This is a genomic window from Caballeronia sp. A2-2 (assembly GCF_057612605.2).
In genome coordinates, this window is record NZ_CM172587.1 from 3,296,673 (window position 1) to 3,314,375 (window position 17,703).

The 17,703-nt window shown below is 63.5% G+C and carries 15 protein-coding genes; 11 read left to right on the top strand and 4 right to left on the bottom strand.

Features of this window, described 5'->3' with window-relative positions:
* Positions 1-149 precede the first annotated feature (149 nt).
* From epsL to ACZCWR_RS15675, 11 genes are all read left to right on the top strand, one after another.
* Entirely contained in the window at positions 150-1,454 is a 1,305-nt protein-coding gene (gene epsL / locus ACZCWR_RS15625) for an XrtB/PEP-CTERM-associated polysaccharide biosynthesis outer membrane protein EpsL (protein ID WP_487301628.1), read from the top strand.
* A 26-nt stretch (positions 1,455-1,480) separates the two neighbouring features.
* Complete coding sequence (gene epsE / locus ACZCWR_RS15630) at positions 1,481-2,440, top strand: polysaccharide export protein EpsE (protein WP_487301629.1); 960 nt, start codon at positions 1,481-1,483, stop codon at positions 2,438-2,440.
* A gap of 11 nt (positions 2,441-2,451) precedes the next feature.
* The gene (locus tag ACZCWR_RS15635; protein WP_487301630.1) at positions 2,452-3,825 is read left to right on the top strand and encodes a hypothetical protein; all 1,374 of its coding nucleotides are present in this window, start codon (positions 2,452-2,454) and stop codon (positions 3,823-3,825) included.
* Between the two features lie 42 nt (positions 3,826-3,867).
* Positions 3,868-4,599 carry a P-loop NTPase family protein gene (locus tag ACZCWR_RS15640; RefSeq protein WP_487301631.1) on the top strand — a complete coding sequence of 244 codons (732 nt, stop codon included), beginning with the start codon at positions 3,868-3,870 and terminating at the stop codon, positions 4,597-4,599.
* 105 nt (positions 4,600-4,704) lie between these two features.
* Positions 4,705-6,036, top strand: a complete 1,332-nt coding sequence (locus tag ACZCWR_RS15645) for an O-antigen ligase family protein (protein WP_487301632.1) — start codon at positions 4,705-4,707, stop codon at positions 6,034-6,036.
* Positions 6,033-6,869 carry a glycosyltransferase family 2 protein gene (locus tag ACZCWR_RS15650; RefSeq protein ID WP_487301633.1) on the top strand — a complete coding sequence of 279 codons (837 nt, stop codon included), beginning with the start codon at positions 6,033-6,035 and terminating at the stop codon, positions 6,867-6,869. Before ACZCWR_RS15645 ends, ACZCWR_RS15650 begins: the two co-directional genes overlap by 4 nt.
* A complete protein-coding gene (locus ACZCWR_RS15655; protein WP_487301634.1) occupies positions 6,859-8,088 on the top strand; it encodes a GNAT family N-acetyltransferase in 1,230 nt (409 codons plus the stop codon). Before ACZCWR_RS15650 ends, ACZCWR_RS15655 begins: the two co-directional genes overlap by 11 nt.
* 87 nt (positions 8,089-8,175) lie before the next feature.
* On the top strand, positions 8,176-9,252 hold the full coding sequence (locus tag ACZCWR_RS15660; RefSeq protein WP_487301635.1) for a helix-turn-helix transcriptional regulator: 1,077 nt from the start codon (positions 8,176-8,178) through the stop codon (positions 9,250-9,252).
* Complete coding sequence (locus tag ACZCWR_RS15665; RefSeq protein WP_487301636.1) at positions 9,249-10,076, top strand: SIR2 family NAD-dependent protein deacylase; 828 nt, start codon at positions 9,249-9,251, stop codon at positions 10,074-10,076. The genes ACZCWR_RS15660 and ACZCWR_RS15665 overlap by 4 nt, the downstream gene beginning before the upstream one ends.
* A gap of 286 nt (positions 10,077-10,362) precedes the next feature.
* Positions 10,363-11,478, top strand: a complete 1,116-nt coding sequence (locus tag ACZCWR_RS15670) for an NHL repeat-containing protein (protein ID WP_487301637.1) — start codon at positions 10,363-10,365, stop codon at positions 11,476-11,478.
* Between the two features lie 115 nt (positions 11,479-11,593).
* Positions 11,594-11,836 (top strand): hypothetical protein, encoded by a 243-nt coding sequence (locus tag ACZCWR_RS15675; RefSeq protein WP_487301638.1) that lies wholly within the window; start codon positions 11,594-11,596, stop codon positions 11,834-11,836.
* A gap of 2 nt (positions 11,837-11,838) precedes the next feature.
* On the opposite strand, the gene rsmA is transcribed toward ACZCWR_RS15675, so the two are convergent.
* The 4 genes from rsmA to ACZCWR_RS15695 form a co-directional block, all read right to left on the bottom strand.
* The gene (rsmA, locus tag ACZCWR_RS15680; RefSeq protein ID WP_487301639.1) at positions 11,839-12,651 is read right to left on the bottom strand and encodes a 16S rRNA (adenine(1518)-N(6)/adenine(1519)-N(6))-dimethyltransferase RsmA; all 813 of its coding nucleotides are present in this window, start codon (positions 12,649-12,651) and stop codon (positions 11,839-11,841) included.
* Between the two features lie 29 nt (positions 12,652-12,680).
* On the bottom strand, positions 12,681-13,676 hold the full coding sequence (gene pdxA / locus ACZCWR_RS15685; protein WP_487301640.1) for a 4-hydroxythreonine-4-phosphate dehydrogenase PdxA: 996 nt from the start codon (positions 13,674-13,676) through the stop codon (positions 12,681-12,683).
* A 5-nt stretch (positions 13,677-13,681) separates the two neighbouring features.
* Entirely contained in the window at positions 13,682-15,049 is a 1,368-nt protein-coding gene (locus ACZCWR_RS15690) for a peptidylprolyl isomerase (RefSeq protein ID WP_487301641.1), read from the bottom strand.
* A 116-nt stretch (positions 15,050-15,165) separates the two neighbouring features.
* On the bottom strand, positions 15,166-17,553 hold the full coding sequence (locus ACZCWR_RS15695; protein ID WP_487303347.1) for an LPS-assembly protein LptD: 2,388 nt from the start codon (positions 17,551-17,553) through the stop codon (positions 15,166-15,168).
* Between the last annotated feature and the right edge of the window lie 150 nt (positions 17,554-17,703).

Consider the following 17,703-nt stretch of genomic DNA (forward strand, 5'->3'; position numbering starts at 1 on the left):
ATCCATGATTTTCGACGCACCCGCCGGCGTTTGCTTTCAGCCACTTTCTAGTCCGGCGTCAGCTAAAAATCGATAAAGGAATCAATAACTTTCACGCGATCAATTTCTTCGGACGTTTAGCACCGCAAATAACAACATATACAGGGTTAATGGTGACCGGACAAGAACGCGGATCCAAAGTCATTGGCATTAAAAGCACGGCACGAGGCGCGCGACACCCTGTGATCGAATCGCGCCCGAGTCCGCGAAGCGCGCGCGGTCGCTTCATTGTTCGAGGGGCCGCCCATGCCGTTGCGTTGCTGGCGGTCGCCATGCAAACGGCTCACGCAGACGACGTACTGAGTGTGACTACCAAACTCGACATGAAATACGACAGCAATATTTTCGATCTGCCATCCAACGCGGACACGCAGGCACTGTTGGGAAAGTCGACGCGCTCGACCTTCATTTACAGTGAGCAGGCCGCACTGTCGTTCGATAAAACGTTCTCGCAACAGCATTTCAAGGTCGATGCGGACGTCACTCATCAGTCGTTCCAGGACTTCCACTATCTCGATTTCACCGGGCTCGACTACAACGCCAACTGGGACTGGACGCTCGGACCGCGCTTCACCGGCACGCTGGGCGCATCGCGCACGCAGCAGCTGAGCGATTACTCCGACTTCCAGCAGTACACGCAGCGCAATCTCGAAACGGCCACCGAACAGCACTTCACCTTCGATGCCATCGCCGCCAACCACTGGCACGTGGTGGGTGGCGTGAGCCGCTTCAAGCTGGAGAACCCGGATGCGTTCACGCAGGTGGGTTCGTTCACGGAGGACAGCGTCGATATCGGTCTGCGCTATGTCAGCACGGCCGATAACCGCCTGACCGTGATCTTTCGTAATTCGGTCGGAGACTTCGACCGCGACGCGCAGCCGCAGGCGCTTCTTGATAACCACTATTCGCAGCAGCGCGTGCGCTTCGTGGTCGATTACCGGCTCGGCGGTCACACGACGATGCAGGCATGGGCGGGATACATGCAGCGCCGTTCATCGAGTTTCAGCGTGCGCGATTTCAGCGGCCCGATCGGCAGCGTCAGCGTGCGTTGGACACCCACGGCCAGAACGGATGTCTCGCTGTCCTATGTGCACGACCTGATCGACTACGAAGACGATTCGAGCAGCTACTACGTGACCGATGTGATTCGCCTCGCGCCGGTCTGGAACTTCACCGACAAGCTCGCGCTCAGCGGCAAGCTCGATCTGGCCTACAACCGGTTCCGTCAGCCCGTGGCGGCGACGCCGGAGTTGCGCACGGACAAGGTCGCCGACGCCACCATCAGTCTGGACTGGAAGCCGTTGCGCCGCACATCGGTTTCGCTGTACGGACAGTGGCGCAGGCGTGTTTCCAATGTGTCCAGTTTCGGCTATGCCGCCAAGGTGGCGGGCATTTCGGCCAGTTTCACTTTTTGAGTGACGGTTACCGAGGAGTTGGCAGCATGAAGAAGCTCATGTTCACGGTGGGATCGGCCGTCTGCGTGCTTGTACCGCTGACAGTCCATGCAGGATCGGGCACTGCGCCCCAGTACGCGCAGATGATGGCGGCCGTGCCGCCCCTCCCGCCGCTGGCGGCGGCGAAGGCGCGCCCCGCGCCCGCGCGAGAGCCTGTCGAGCAAGCACCGCGGGATACCGCCGAGCTACCCTCGATCGATTACCGGCTCGGCGGCGGCGATACCGTTCGCATCACGGTCTATCAGAATCCGGACCTGACGCTCGAAACGCGCGTCGGGGAAACCGGCGACATGAGCTACCCGCTCATCGGCCGCGTGAAGATCGGCGGGCGCACGCTGGATGGCGCGGCCGATGTCATCGCGCAGGAGTTGACCAAGCGCAATCTCGTCGTGCATCCGCAGGTCACGGTGACGCTGCTTCAGGTGCGCGGCAATCAGGTGTCGGTGCTCGGTCAGGTCAGCAAGCCGGGACGCATTCCGCTCGAAACTACGGGCATGCGTCTGTCGGAAGTCCTCGCGGCAGCAGGCGGCGTCGTCAACGCGCAAAACTCGCTGGGCGCGGATGGCTCGGGCGCCGACGAAGTCATCATCACCGGCGTGCGGGACGGCCAGCCGTTTCGTCGCCGCGTGGATCTCTCCACGCTGCTGACGGGCGCGAACGAAGCGGACGACATGACCGTCGCCAACGGCGACACCGTGTATGTGCCGCCTGCGCGCATCTACTACATCTACGGCGAAGTGCAGCGGCCGGGCGCGTATCGCATCAAGCCGGGCATGACGGTGCGGCAGGCGCTCGCGCTCGCAGGCGGACCGACGCAGCGCGGCACCGAACGCGGCCTGCATATCGAACGCACGGGCGACGAAGGCAAGGCCGATGAAATCCGGCCGCAGATGAACGATCTCGTGCGCGCCGATGACGTCGTGTACGTGCCCGAAAGCCTCTTTTGACGGAATCCGCCATGTCACTCATCCAGATCTGGGTCGTCGCGCGCGCGCGGTATCGCATCGTGCTGGCGACCATTCTTGCCTGCGTCGCGCTGGCGCTCGCGCTGGGCGCCGCGTTGCCGCGCTATTACAGCGCGCACACCATGCTCTACTTCGACGTGCTGGCAAGCGATGTCGTCGGTGGCACCGGCTCGCAGCAATCGCCGAACAGCTCGCCCAGCTATCTGCCGACGCAGGTCGAAGTCATGACCAGCGACGCCGTGGCGCAACGCGTGGTGGCGCGCCTGCATCTGACGGCATCGCCCGTGCAGCACGCGGCGTGGCTCGCGGCCACCAACGGACGCGGCGACGAAGCCACCTGGATCGGCCGCCAACTGGTGAAGGATCTCGTGGTTCAGCCCAAGCTGGATTCGAACATCGTCACGCTCTCCTATCGATCCACCGATCCGGCGTTCGCCGCGCAGGTCGTCAACGCCTTCGCGCAGGAATATCGTCAGATCATGATCGATGTGCGCAACGCGCCCGCGCGTCAGACCGCGCAATGGCTTGCCGAACGCCTCAAATCGGCTCAGGCGGATGTCGAGCGCTCGCAGCAGAAGCTGGTCGCGTTTCAGCGTGAGAACGGTCTGGCAAGCGTGGACGAACGCGTGGACACCGACCTCGGCCGGCTTGCGCAACTGGCGCAGCAACTCGTCGCGGTGCAGGGCGAAAACACCGATCTGGCGAGCAAGCTGGCGGCGGGTCAGCCCGCTTCGACATCGAGCGATGTTTCCTCGAAACTGCGCACCGAAATCGCCGACGCACAGGCCAGGCTGGATGAAGCAGCCTTGAATCTCGGCACGCAGCATCCGGTGTTCAGGCAACTGCAGGCGCGGCTGAACGCATTGCAGGCTCAACGCGCGGCAGAGCAACGCCGGCAAACCGGCGCCGTGCGCACCGATTCGGATGCAGGCCGCCTGCGCGAAGAACGCGTCGATGCATCGCTCGATGCGCAGCGCAACCGCGCCATCGAATCCGCCGCGCGCCGTGCCGATCTGCAAACGCTGATCGCCGAGCGCGACAACGCGCAAGCCACCTTCCGCGATGTCGCGCAGCGCTACGCGCAGGCCAGCCTGCTGGCGCACGCGGTTCAGACCAACGTGTCCGTCATGACGCCCGCCGCCGAGCCCACGGTGCCGAGTTCGCTGTCGCTCAAGGCGTGGCTTCTCGCCGGCCTCGCGCTCGGGCTGCTGCTGGGCATGGGCCTGGCCTTCGCGTGCGAATTGCTGGACCGTCGCGTGCGCACGGACGACGACGTCGAAGACCTGCTCGGCGCGCCGGTGCTGGGTGCGCCGCTGGCCGGCCGCCCGTCATTCGCGCGGCGCATCGCGGCCTGGTCGAACGCCTGAACGAACGGATTCGGAAACTGCATCAACCCATAAGGATTGCACATGAACTACGACACCATGTCGACGCCCCTTCCGTCGCAAGTGATCGATCAGAACTATCCGCGTCTGCTCGATGCGTCGAGCGACGCCGCCGGCGCTCAGACCGGCGCCGCTCGCCGCACGACGGGTGAACAGGCTCATGAACCCGTGCCGTTGCAAACGGACGTCGAGGCGTTGCGTCTTCAGTTGCAACTAGGCTGGTTCGCCAAGCCCGATGTGCGCGCGCTCGCGTTGCTGCAGATGGAAGAAGAATCGCCGCCGCTCGGCGCGCCACTCGCGCAGTCGTTCACCGAATTCGGCCAGCGCACCTTGCTCATCGACACGCAACTGGTCGAATCCGGCAACGATGTGCAGTCGCGTCATTCGTGGCAGCAATTACCTGGTCTCGCGCAAGTGCTGGCGGGCGAAGTGGAGCTCGAAGTGGCGCTTCAGTTCAGTCATCAGGGCAGGCTCGCCACGCTTCCCGCCGGCCGGCCGGCGCATGGCGTCGCGCGTCTGCTGACGCAGGACGCGTTGCGCGCCATCCTCGACGAAGCCGCGGATTCCTTCGATGTCATCCTGCTCACCGCGCCCGCGCGCGGCCGCTTCCTCGAAGCCAGCATCGTGGCGAGCGCGGCAGGCGGTGCACTGGTGCTGTTGCGCCGGCATCGGACACTCGCCCGGTCGTTGAGCCGCATGGCCACGGCGTTGTCCGCCGCGCATGTGCCGGTCGCGGGCGCGGTGTTCGTCGAGTAAGGCCCCGGCGCGGCATCGCCCGACCGAACGGTCACAAGGTCACAAGGTCACACGGTCACACGATGCACGCGCCCTCACCACCACGCGCCTTTTCCAACGGACACCATGTCGCAGCCAGAACACCTCCTTTCATCCCACGGCGCGGTGCGCTTCGACCGCGCGGACCGTGGCATGGCGCTGGCCGACAAACTGTTGCTGGTCGGGCTCACGCTGGCGCTTGTGATCGTCGATAACCCGTTCAATCCGAACTGGCAGGATCAGGCGCCCACGCGCCATCTGCCGCTGATCGTGTCGCTCATCGCCTTCGTGCTCGCGAATCTGGGGCGCGCGTTGCACGTGTCCGGTGCCGGGCCTGCGGCTTTCGGCGCGTCGAACCGCCAACGCCGGAGCGTCGTTCGCGCGGGTCTGCCGTTTTTGCTGCTTGCCGTCTGGATCGTCTGCGGATCGATGGTCGCGCGCTTCGTCAATGGCGCATCGGACACGTTCCTGAACAGCGGCATCTATATGTTGCTGACGCTGTCCACCGCGCGTTGCGTCGTGTTGTCGCGCGCGCCGCAGCGCTTGATTCACGGCGCCGTCGTGATCCTCGCGATCAGCGCGACGATCATGATCGGCGTGATGCTCGTCGAGCATGAACTGACCGGCGGACGCTATCACGAGATGGAGTTCCTGGTCCCGCCGATCGCGGTGTACATGGCGTTGAGTCCGAGGATCGCGCCGCGCTGGCGAACGCCGCTCACGCTGTTCTTCCTCGCGAGCGGCATCGTGTTTCTGAAGAACACCGGCTTCATCGTCATGGCGATGACGCTCGCGTACCTGTTTATCGTCGACTGGCGCATCGCGCTGCGCAAACATCCCGCCCGGCTGTATCGCGTGGTGACAGCGGGCGGTTTGCTGTGCGCCACCGTGCTGGCGGCATGGTTCGCCACCGGACCGATGCTGGTCAACGATGTCTCGCTGCCCGACGGCAATCCGGGCTATCGCGTGCGCGCGTACGAGAAAGCGCTGGCACGCTTCGAGGCATCGCCGATCGTCGGCGTTTCGTTCTCACAGCGTTCGACCACACTATTCACGGCGTTCGAGGTGGCCGTGGAAGGCGGCAGCAACCAGTTGCCGACGCATAGCGACGTGCTCGATCTGCTCGCCAACGGCGGCGCGGTCGCCATCGGTCTGCTCGCATGGGGTTATCTGCGGATCACGCGCCTGTTCCTGCGCGTCCAGCGTGGGCCGCGCGGTTTGACGCCACGCAGCGAAAGCGGCGCGGCGGCGCACATGTTCGCCTGCATGAGCGTGACCGCGCTGTTCGTCTATGCCTTCAATCCGTTAATGCTTCAGCCCGACAAGGGCATGTTGATCTGGGTGTGCCTTGGCCTGTTGCTGGGCATGTGCGTACGTCAACCGTCTACAGAGAACACAATTTCAGGACCCACCCGATGAGCACATCGTTTCCCATCTCGATCGTCACTTGCTCGTATCAACAAGGCAAGTTCATCGATTCGACGATTCGCTCCGTGTTAGAGCAGGACTATCCACAACTCGAGTACATCGTCATCGACGGTGGTTCGAGCGACGGCACCATCGACATACTCAGGCAGCACGACTCACGCATCGACTACTGGGTGTCGGAGCCGGACAAGGGGCAGACGGATGCCCTCATCAAAGGCTTCCAGCGATGCCGTGGCGAGATCATGGGCTGGCTGTGCTCGGACGATCTTTTGCTGCCGGGCGCGCTGCAGGCGGTTTCCGACTTCTTCGAGCAGCATCCCGAAGTTCAGGCCGTGTACGGCGACGCGTTGTGGATCGACGGTCACGGCAAGCTGATTCGCCAGAAGCGTGAGATTCCGTATTTCCAGTTCCTCATGCGCTTCGACCACAACTACGTGCCGCAGCCGTCGATGTTCTGGCGCCGCAGCCTGTTCGAACGCGTGGGCGGTCTGGACCCGCGCTTCAACCTCGCGATGGATGCCGATCTGTGGGACCGCTTCGCGCAGGCCACGCGTATCGCGCACGTGCCGCGCTTTCTCTCGTGCATGCGCTATTACCCGGAACAGAAAACGCGCCGGCTGCGCGCCGCGGGCTTTCTGGAAACGAACGAAATCGCGTATCGGTCCACGCTCGCACGGGTCGCCGCCGTGCGCGCCACGCTGCATTGCGCCGCGCGCGGCACGCGACTGTTCGCCAAGCTGCTGACCGGACGTTACGTGCCGGCCGTGCCCAGAGATATCCTCGCCGCGCTCGAGCGTTACCGGATCGCCGACGATGCGCGCTGATCTGCCACCCGACGCGCACGTGACCCAGCGCGCCACGCGTGCGCCGGCGTTGGCGTTGGCGTTGGGTGGCATCGACGAGGCGATCGCCACGCGCCTCACCGTGCGCGTGATCCGCGACATCGACGCATGGCTGGCGTTGCAACCGCAATGGGATGCGCTCTGGCAGCGCGCGGCGGGCACGCATCAGCAAGCGTTCAATGTATGCCGTGCGAGCTGGCAGCGAGTCGCACAGCCACGCGGACAACGTTTGCGGATCATCGCTGTGTTCGACGATACGCAACTCGTGCTGGCCTGGCCGATGGTCGTCGAACGTCAGTTGTGCTGGTCGATGTTGCGTCCGCTGACGCCGGGCACGGCCGAACACACCGCCGTGCTCGCCGAGTCCGGCAGCATCGGCCTCGCGGCCACCGCGCGCGCGTGGCAGGCCGCGAAACACGAATGCGGCGCCGACGTGCTCATGCTGCCCTACGTCGCCGATGGAACCATGCTCAACGCGCTCGCCCGCGCCGATCGCGGTTTGCTGGTCGCGGTCGAGGGCGAGGCATGGACCGCGCGCCTGCGCGGCGAATCCGACTGGGACGTTTATCGGAAAGCGCTCGGCGGCAACAACGCATCGCGGCCCGGCGCGCGGGAGCGGCGTCTGGCGAAGGAAGGCGCGCTGACGTTCCGCGCGATCGGCCCCGGCGACACGGCCGACCATCCGCGCTGGGTGGACTGGCTGCTCGAACGCAAACGCGACTGGGCGGAGCAGACCACGCGCCGCGCGCGCTGGCTTCAGACCGAAGGTTATCGACAGTACTTGCTGGACATATTGAGCGCGTCGGCGGGTCCGGAGCGCGCCGAGATTCTCGCCGTCATGCTCGACGGCGAACCCATCGCGGCCGGGCTGATGGGCGTGGCATCGACATCCGTGACGGGCATTCTGACGACCTTCGAAGCGCAGTTCGCCAAGTTCGGGCCGGGGATCATCGCTGTCGAGCGCACGGTGCGCTGGGCGCTCGAACGTGACAAAGACTTCGATCTCGGCGTGGGGAGCGAGCGCTTCAAGTCGTTCTATTGCCGCGATCGCGCCGATGCCGTCTGTTCCTTCGAAGTCGCGGCAACCGCGTGGGGCCGTATCGCGGTGCCGGCGAAACACGCGTGGTATTGGATCGACGGCAAGCGTCAGGCAATGAAAGCGCGCGCGAAACACGCGCAGACAGCGGACGCCGAGTCCTGATCTTCCCGGAAGGCTTCCCCGCATCGGGACACGACATGTCTCGGTCGTTTCTATAATGAGACGACTTTCCCACTGCCCCCGCCCGCCATGACGTCCAGCCTCGACGAAGCGATCCTGCGCGTTCTCCCCACCGAACGCGACGCCATCGCCTGGCTTTCCACGCCGGAAATACGCCGCCGGCTTGAGGAGCGCGGGCATCGCGTCGGTTACACGAAGAAGGTCCAGCGCCATCTCACCGCGCTCGAAGCCGATGCGCGCGTCATCTCTACGCTCAATGGCCGCGAGTTGCTGTGGCAGCGCAAGCCGTGGCTGCATGGATCGCAGGAAGGTGTCGGGTTGATGAGCGCGTCCGAGGCGGTGGCGTTTCACATTCTTCAGCGCTTCGCGGGCAACAAGCTGCCGAACGCGGTGACGCGCGACATCGATCCGCTCTTCAAGGCGGCGGAAGTGCGGCTGTCGCAGGAGAAGGCGGATAGCCGCATGTATCGCGCGTGGGCGGACAAGATCGACTCCGTCGATGGCGCGTTCACGTTGATCCGCCCGAAACTCAAGCCGGACATCTTCCAGACGGTGGCTACTGCGACCTTCTTCGAGCGCGAGTTGATCGTGCAATATCGCGCCGCGTACAAGGCCGATCAAACCGAGACGCCGAAGGCGCGCACGCTCTGGCCGCTCGCGCTGGTCGAATCGGCGGGCGTCATGTATCTGATCGCGCAGGACCCGAACCGGCCGCCGCGCAGCGAGAACGGCGAAACGGAATGGCCGCGCGCGCTGTATCGGCTGGACCGGATTCGTTCGGTGACGGAATCGGGCGAGACGTTTACCTATCCCGAGGACTTCAAGCTGCGCAAGTACATCGAGACGCAGCAGGTGTTCGACTTTTTGCCCGAGCCGCCGGTGCGTCTGGAACTCGCGTTCGATGGCAACGCGGGCAATCAACTGCGCGAATCGCCGATGTCGAAAGATCAGCAGATCGACACATTGCCCGATGGCCGCATGAAGGTGTCCGGCACCGTCACGCCGAGTCTCAAGCTGCGCTGGTGGCTGCGCGCGCTCGGTCCGGGCGTCGAGATTCTCGCGCCTCAAACATTGCGCGATGAATTCGCGCAGGACTTTCAGAAGCTCGCGGAACGGTATCGGCAGACGGCGGGAGCATCGGCATGAAGGATGATGCGGTCTTCGCGCAAGCAGCGGAATGGATCGGCAATGCCGACGGTTTGTTGATCACCGCTGGCGCGGGCATGGGCGTGGACTCGGGCCTGCCGGATTTTCGCGGACGAGACGGCTTCTGGCGCGCGTATCCGGCCTTGCGCCATCACGGTTACTCGTTCGAGGAGATGGCGAATCCCGAAGGTTTCGTGCGGCATCCGAGGCTGACGTGGGGGTTTTACGGGCATCGGCTCGCGTTGTATCGCGCGACGCAGCCGCACGAAGGCTTCCGCATTCTTCAACGCTGGGCCTCGCGCATGAAAGCAGGCGCGTTCGTGTTCACGAGCAATGTCGATGGCCAATTTCAGCGCGCCGGTTTCGCGGCGGAACGCGTCGCGGAATGTCACGGCGCGATCGATACGCTGCAATGCATCGACGCGTGCGCGCGCGATCTCTGGCCTGCGGCGGGCTTCGTTCCCATCGTCGATGAAAACCGCTGCGAGCTGGTCAACGCCATGCCGCTTTGCCCGCATTGCGGCGGTCTCGCGCGGCCGAACATCCTCATGTTCGGCGACTGGAACTGGATCGACACGCAATCGGAACGGCAAGCGAGCAGGCTCGCTGCGTGGCTGCCGGGCGTGAAGCGGCTGGCGGTCGTCGAGATCGGCGCGGGGCGCGCGTTGCCCACCGTGCGACGCTTCAGCGAACGGCATGGGCCGCGCGTGGTGCGCATCAATCCGCGTGAGCAGGCTATCGCGCCGGGCGTTGGCGTGGGCATCGCAGGGGGCGCGGTGGCGACGCTTGCGCGCATCGATTCGATCGTGCGCGGGGCGTTATAGCGGGCGTCGGCATCGGTGGATTTCGCCCGATGTCATCGAGTAAATGACGAAAGATTTGCACTCCGGCAGCGACGATCAAGCACTCGGTCTCATCGGCTGAAACGCGTGCAAAGCCATTTCCAATCGACACTTGGTCAAATGATTCGCTTCGAAACATTGTCCGATACGTTCATATCGGGGATTATTCTTGTCATGGAATTCATGACTTGCAAAGCGGCGATAAAGACTGAAAGCTATTCAGGCACACACAAGCAATAATTCACAATAGCCCACGAGAGCAAACCCAATGAGACCCATCTACGCGACGCTCGCAATACTCGGTTTGGGTCTTATTGCGTCCAGTTGTGGAGGCGGCAGCGGCAATTCGGGATCGCCAGCCCAGGCGTACAAAGTCAGCGGAAGCGTGTCGGGCTTGCACGGAGTCGGTCTCACGCTGAAGCTGAATGGCGCGAACCCCGTGACCATCACCGCCGATGGACCGTTCGCGTTTGCCACTGAAGTCGCTGGCGGCACGCCCTACACCGTTTCCGCCACGGCTGACTCAGCGTGGACTGCTTGTACCGTGAGCAACGGTAACGGCGCTCCGAATGCCGACGTGACGAACGTATCGGTCAGTTGCGGCGCGGCGAAGCCGAACGTCACGCGCGTGGCAGGCGATGCCGGGGGCACCTGGGGCGTGGCCATCGAAAAAAATGGGACGATCCACTACACGACGACGTCGGTCGCCGGTATCGGTGTGGTTGCAAAGCTCACGCCGGATCTCACGTTTTCCCGCGATCCGAATTATTGGCCGTATCGACCCGTCGGAATTGCGGTTGATGGAAATGGCAATGTGTTCGTCGCGGAGATTGCGACCAACGCTGTCGATGTAATCGGGACGGACGGAACCATCGCATCGATCGGGAGTGGATTCAAGACGCCATATGGCGTGACGCTCGACAACGCACTAAACGTATATGTTGCCGACACTGGCAACAACGCCGTGAAGAAAATCGCCGTCGACGGGACGGTCACTACATTGGGAAACGGTTTTAATGCGCCTCGGGACGTGAAAGTAGACAGTGCGGGGAATGTCTTCGTCGCGGATACGGGCAACAATGCAATCAAGAAAATCTCTGCTTCCGGCACGGTAACCAGCATTGGCAGCGGCTTTAAAGAACCAAACGGTATCGAGATCGACAAAAGCGGCACGGTCTACGTGGCCGATACGGGAAACAGCCTTCTCAAAGCCATTGCGCCGGACGGAACCGTCACGACCTTGGTCAGTTCGGTGCCCGGAGATTACGGCATGAACAGTCCTTTCGAAGGACCCTCGGGCGTTGCAATCGACAGTAACGGCAGTCTGATCGTGTCCGACGGGAACGTTCTAGGTCAATTACTGAGGTTCACGCCTTCGAATTGATCGCCGTGATCCGATCGATCGAACATGTGTGCTCGCTTCGGGACGCGGATTGTCCTTGAGGAATCGGAAAATCGGCCACTCGCAGTCAACGAGAACGAGTGAACCGAGGGAATTCATGAGCACGATGATTATCGAGTCAGCACCGAGCCCCTACTCCACCTATAACGTCGATGCCGCCATCATGCATCTCGAACGCGTGCTGTCGGCGGAAGGCGCGAACTCGCTGTTCGGGCAAACCTACTGGCGCAGGCGCGTGCAGCAAGTCGGCGCGACGCGCGGGCTGCATCACACGCAGCGCACGCGCCTCGAGCGGCTGATGAAGCTGTTATCGGATGCCGCCGCGAGCCACACGCGTTAGCGTCAAGCCGCGCGCTCCAACGCCTGCGCGAGCGCGACGAATTCCGCGACCGGCACTTCCTCCGCGCGGCGCGTGAGATCGAAACCGAGCGCATCGAAATCGATCTTGTCGCGATACGAACCGAGGTTATTGCGCAGCACTTTCCGGCGCTGCGCGAACGCGGCCTTCACGACATCGCTCAGGATTGCTTCGTTGACGGGCGACATTTCGTGCGGCGCGTACGGAATCATGCGCACGATGGCGGAATTCACCTTTGGCGGCGGGTTGAACGATTCCGGCGGAACATCGATCAGCTTGTCCATCGAATAGCGGTATTGCAGCATCACCGACAGCCGCCCGTAGTCCTTGCTCGCCGGCTCCGCGATCATGCGATCGACCACTTCGTCCTGCAGCATGAAATGTTGATCGATGACCTTCGGCGCGAACGTCGTCAAATGAAACAGCAGCGGGCTGGAGATGTTGTACGGCAAGTTGCCGACGATTCGCAGCGTCGGCTTGTCGCCTTCCAACGCGAGCGTGCCGAAGTCGAATTCGAGCGCATCGGCGGAATGCACGACGAGACGTTCGCCGAAGCGCTTTTCCAGCCGTCCGATGAGATCGCGGTCCAGCTCCACCGCATGCAGCGGCGAACCGGGCGCGGCAACGCGCTCGATCAGCGGTTCGGTCAGCGCGGCCAGGCCCGGCCCGATTTCGACCATGCGCTCGCCTTTTTTGGGCGCGATGGTATCGACGATCGAATCGATGATGCCCTGATCGACGAGGAAGTTCTGCCCGAAGCGCTTGCGCGCGAAGTGGCCTTGGTGTTTAGTGGACATACTCTTCTTAGTGAGGCGCGCGTAACGCGTTAATTCGCGCGTTTGTGGTGCGCCATCGTCACGGCGGCGTCTATGGCGGCAATCATGCTGCCGGAGTCCGCACGTCCCGTTCCGGCCAGATCGAGCGCCGTGCCGTGATCGACCGACGTGCGGATGATCGGCAACCCCAGCGTCACGTTGATGCCTTCGCCGAACGTCGCGTACTTGAGCACCGGCAGGCCTTGATCGTGGAACATGGCCAGCACGCAGTCGGCATCTTTCAGATAGCGCGGCTGGAACAGCGTGTCGGCGGGATACGGCCCCGGCGCGTCGATGCCAAGCGCACGCGCACGTTCGAGCGCGGGCGCAATCACATCGATTTCCTCGCGGCCCAGATAGCCGTTTTCGCCTGCATGCGGATTCAGCCCGGTCACGAGAATGCGCGGCGCGTGCAAGCCGAAATGCGCGCGCAAATCGTGATGGATGATGGTGAGCGTCTCGACCAGCGAATCGATGCTGAGCGCCGCCGATACGTCTTTCAGCGGCAGATGCGTCGTCGCGAGCGCCACGCGCAATGGCCGCTCGCCGGAACCGGCCAGCATCATCACGACGCGGGAAGTGTGGGTACGCTCGGCGAGATATTCGGTGTGGCCGGTGAAGGGCACGCCGGCATCGTTGATCGTGCTCTTCTGAAGCGGCGCGGTGACGATGGCATCGAACCGGCCGGCGAGTGCGCCGTCGATGGCGGCATCGAGCAGATCGAGCACGTAGCGCCCGTTGGCTGCGTTCAGCTTGCCTGCTTCGGCAGGCGCGGCGAGCGCGTGATGTTCGATGTCGACCGGAGCATGCGGTGAAGGCCATTCGCTGCCCGCGCGTTCGGCGAGCAACGCGCGATCCCCAAGCACAGTGAAACGCGCTGATGGCCAGCGCTCACGCGCGTTGGCAAGCGCCGCCGCCGTCAGTTCCGGACCCACGCCCGCCGGCTCGCCGCTCGTGATGGCAATGGCGAGCGGCCGGTCGGAGCCAAATCGGGCGTCGGCGCTCATGCGGGTTATTGCGACGCGTCCTGCTGCGCCGCGATGCCCTTGTACTGGACGTAAGCGGTATCGCGCAACTCGCGCAGCCAGTCGGAGTACGCCTGTTCCGCCTTGCGCTGCCCGATCGCCTGACGCGCGATATCGAGCTGCTGACTGGCCGAACCTTCCGCCTCGCGACGGCCGAGCACCTGAATCAAGTGATAGCCGTATTCGCTCCGCACGGGATCGCTCACGGCGTTGTCGGCCAGGCTGTTCATCGCGCGCTCGAATTCAGGCACGGTCTCGCCCGGGCTGATCCAGCCGAGATCGCCGCCTTGCGATGCCGAACCGTCCTGCGAATACGTGCGCGCGAAGTTGGCGAAGTCGCCGCCCGAGAGCACTTGCTGTTTGATATCGACCAGACGCTTGCGCGCTTCCGCTTCCGACATGCCGTCCGACACGCGCAGCAGAATGTGGCGCACGTGCGTTTGCGTGAGCTTCGGCGCATCGGCGGCGGTGCCTTGGCTCGCGCGACGATCGACCAGCTTGACGATCTCGAAGCCGCCATCGGTGCGCAGCAGCGACGGCACGACCTGACCCGGACGTAGCGTTGCGACCGCCGACACGATGCCCGCAGGCAACGTGGCCGGCGTGCGGAAGCCGAGATCGCCGCCCTTGCTGGCGTCGGTGTCCTGCGAATTGTCCTTGGCGAGCTTGGCGAAATCGTCGCCGGCCTGCGCCTGCTTGAGCACGGCGTCGGCCTTGGCCTGGACTTGCTGAACTTGCGTGTCGGCGGCATCGGCCGGGAGCTTGAACATGATGTGCTGCAAGCGCAGATCGCTCGTGTTGCGCGCGCCCGGACCACGCTGGCTGGCGATATAGTTCGCCACTTCGCCATCCGACACCGTGATCTTGCTGTCGACTTCCTTCTCGCGCAGCTTGGAAAGCGTCAGTTCGGTGCGGGCATCGCGCATGAACACGGCCCAGGGCACGCCTTGCGCCTCGATGCGCGAGCGATAGACGTCGAGCGTCATCTGGTTTTGTTGCGCGAGGCGCTGGAGCGTGCGGTTGACCGTGGCATCGTCGATGGTGATGCCGTCTTCCTTCGCGCGCTGCAACTGGATGCGTTCGAGCACCATCTGGTCGAGCACCTGCCGTTGCATTTGATCCATCGGCGGAACCGGCGCGTTCTGCTGTTGCAGACGCTGCACGATCAGGTGCGTGCGCTCTTCCATTTCCCGCCGCGTGATGACGCCGTCGTTGACGACCGCGACCACGGAATCGGCGACCTGCGCATTGCCGTTCGACAACGCCTGCGCTTGGGCGGGCGTACTCAGGATCAGCGTCGCGGCGAGCACACTGGCCGCGATAATCGTCGATCGAAACATATTCACGTTTGCCACAGAAACTCCATCAAATACGGGCTTACCCCGATCGTGCTGTTCGTGCTGCCGATGAGCGGCTTCGCCCCGCCGCTTTCGTGTTTGTCAGGAATGCCGCTTGGATGCGCGCTGCAGCCTCACTCGTAGTTGCTGTAGCGCGAGAGCGGCGGCGGCGGCGATGGCGGCGGCTGGTAGCCCTGCACGCTGGCGCGGAAGGCGCTGACGAGCCCGTTGTCCACGTTCGACAAGCCCTTGAACGTCAACTGCGCGAGAACCCGCGTACCCGACGAAGGCTGGCCGCTGGTGTTCACGCCGTTCGCGTAACGCTGCGCGCCGAAACCGAGCGCCCAGCAGTCGGCATCGTACTGAAAGCCTAGCAGGCCGTCGACGAGGCGGTGACTCGCAAGATCGTAATTGACCCGCGCAACCGCGTAGAGACGGTTCGTAAGCGGCCATTCGGTCGACAACAGCAACTGGTTGATCGGCTCGTTCACCAGCGTGGTCTGGTTCGAACGCGTGTACCGGTAGCCGATGTTGATGACCTTGCGGTCCGCCGGACTGAAGCCGATACCGGCGCTCGCGCGCACGAGCTGCTCGTTGTCCACATTATATTGGAACGCGGTTTCCGAAGCGAAACCCGCCCCCAGCTTGATCGACGCGCCCGCGATCAGGTCCGAGTGCTTGGCCTCGTTGATCGGCTGATCCTGCGAGATCGTGACGCGCTGGCTCGTGAAATAGTACTGCTGCGCGATGACGAAACGCGCGCGCTCGTCGCCCGTCGCCGGGTTGATGAAGCGCGTGGTCAGGCCGGCGGTGATACGGTTCGCATCCGCGATGCGGTCGTTGCCGACGAACGTGTTCGGCGTGTAGATCTCGGCCAGACCGAAGTCGGATTCGGCGGTATCGAAAATTGGCGCGAAGGCCTGATTCTTGTACGGCGTGTAGACGTAATACAGGCGCGGTTCGAGCGTCTGAATGTAATCCTGCCCGAACAGCCGCACGGAACGGTCGAACACAAGTCCCGAATCGAACGTGAAGGTCGGAATCGATTCCGTGAAGTTCTTCGGCTGACCGGTCACCGGCGGCGAGGAACCGGCCACCTGCGTCGACGCGATATGGCTCAGGTCGTACGACGCGAAGTGCCACTGGATCTTCGGCGTGACGAAATAGCCCGGCGCATTGACGCCGTAGCTCAGGTACGGATTGAAATAGAAACGGTCGCCGTCCGTCGCGCCTTCGGTCGTGATCGTGAAGCGCGTGGCGTCGGCCTCGAAACCGTAATCGAAACCGTTGACGTTGTACTTGTTGTACTGAACGTTGAGCTGCGGTTCGCGGGCGTACGGCGGCGTCGAGGGCGTCAACGTCTGCCAGCGCTGCTCACGGGCCAACACGGACCACGGACCGTTGTTGTACGTCAGCCCGGCTTCCTGCTGATACAACAACTGCGTGCCGTTCAGGAACTGGTTCGATGCGTTGCCTAGGTCTTCGGGATACTGCGCATCCGAAACCTTGTTGTAGTTGATGTAACCCGCAAAACCGCCGCCGAAGTTCTGTTGATGCTGCCAGAAGATCGCGTAGCGGTTCGTGTGCGTTTGCGTGTCGTTCGGCAGATAGTCGCCGGTGAACGAGCCGGAATACGTCGGCGACAGATAGCGGAAGGTCGCCTCGGTCAGCACGCCGCGCCGCGACATGAAGCGCGGCGTGAGCAGCAAATCGCGATTCGGCGCGATATTGAAATAGTACGGAACCGCCAGTTCGAAGCCGGTGGTCGAGCTGACGGAAAACGTCGGCGGCAACAGGCCGCTGCGGCGGTCGCCCGTCAGCGGGAACGAAAGCCACGGGCTCGCGAAGACCGGCACGCCCTGAAAGAACAGCACGCCGTTATGCGCGATGCCTTCCTCGGAACCCGTGTCGAAGTCGAACGAGGTGCCCTTGATGTACCACGCCGGATCGTTCTCGCAGGCGCAGGCCGTGTACGTGCCGTGATCCACGCGTGCGCGCTCGTTGTCGATCATGTCGACGCGTTCCGCGCTGCCCGAGCCGCCCGTCAGATTGAAGTGGTACTTCGGGTTCGTCATGAACCCTTCGTTTGCTTCCAGCTTCAGATGCGCTTCCGGTCCGATGAACGACACACCGTTGTTGATGAGCCTGACATTGCCGAAAGCATCGGCCATGTCAGTGTCCTGGTCGTAGTGAAGCGCGTCGCCCTTGATGACCGTTACCGTGCGGCGTACTTCCGCCGAGCCCTTGGCGGCCATGTCTTCGTCGGATGTGCCGGTGGCGCGGTCGCCGAGCAGGAATGTGGACGGTTGCTGGCCGCTCTTGAGCGGACGCTCCTGGAGTTGCGGCGCCAGACGCAGGCTACCGGCGCCGTCGAGCGGCTGCGGATAGGCGGCATCGCCGCCAAGCTGCGCGTGGGCGAGCGCGGGCATCAGGCCCGGAACCGACAGGAGCGCGGCGACGAGCCGCCGCCGGCGTGGCCTGTCGTCTTTGATCTTCGATGCGGGAAACTGTCGTGGCGGCATGTACGGGTGGCGGTTCGATCTCGCTGTCACGTTGTTCGTCGCCTTTTGGCCGCACCCGTAGCGCGTCGAACTCGACGGTCCGTAGCTGGCTCGCGACGACACTCGATAACGATGACGCGGACGGTCGTCGGGCCTGACATCAGGCTTCAA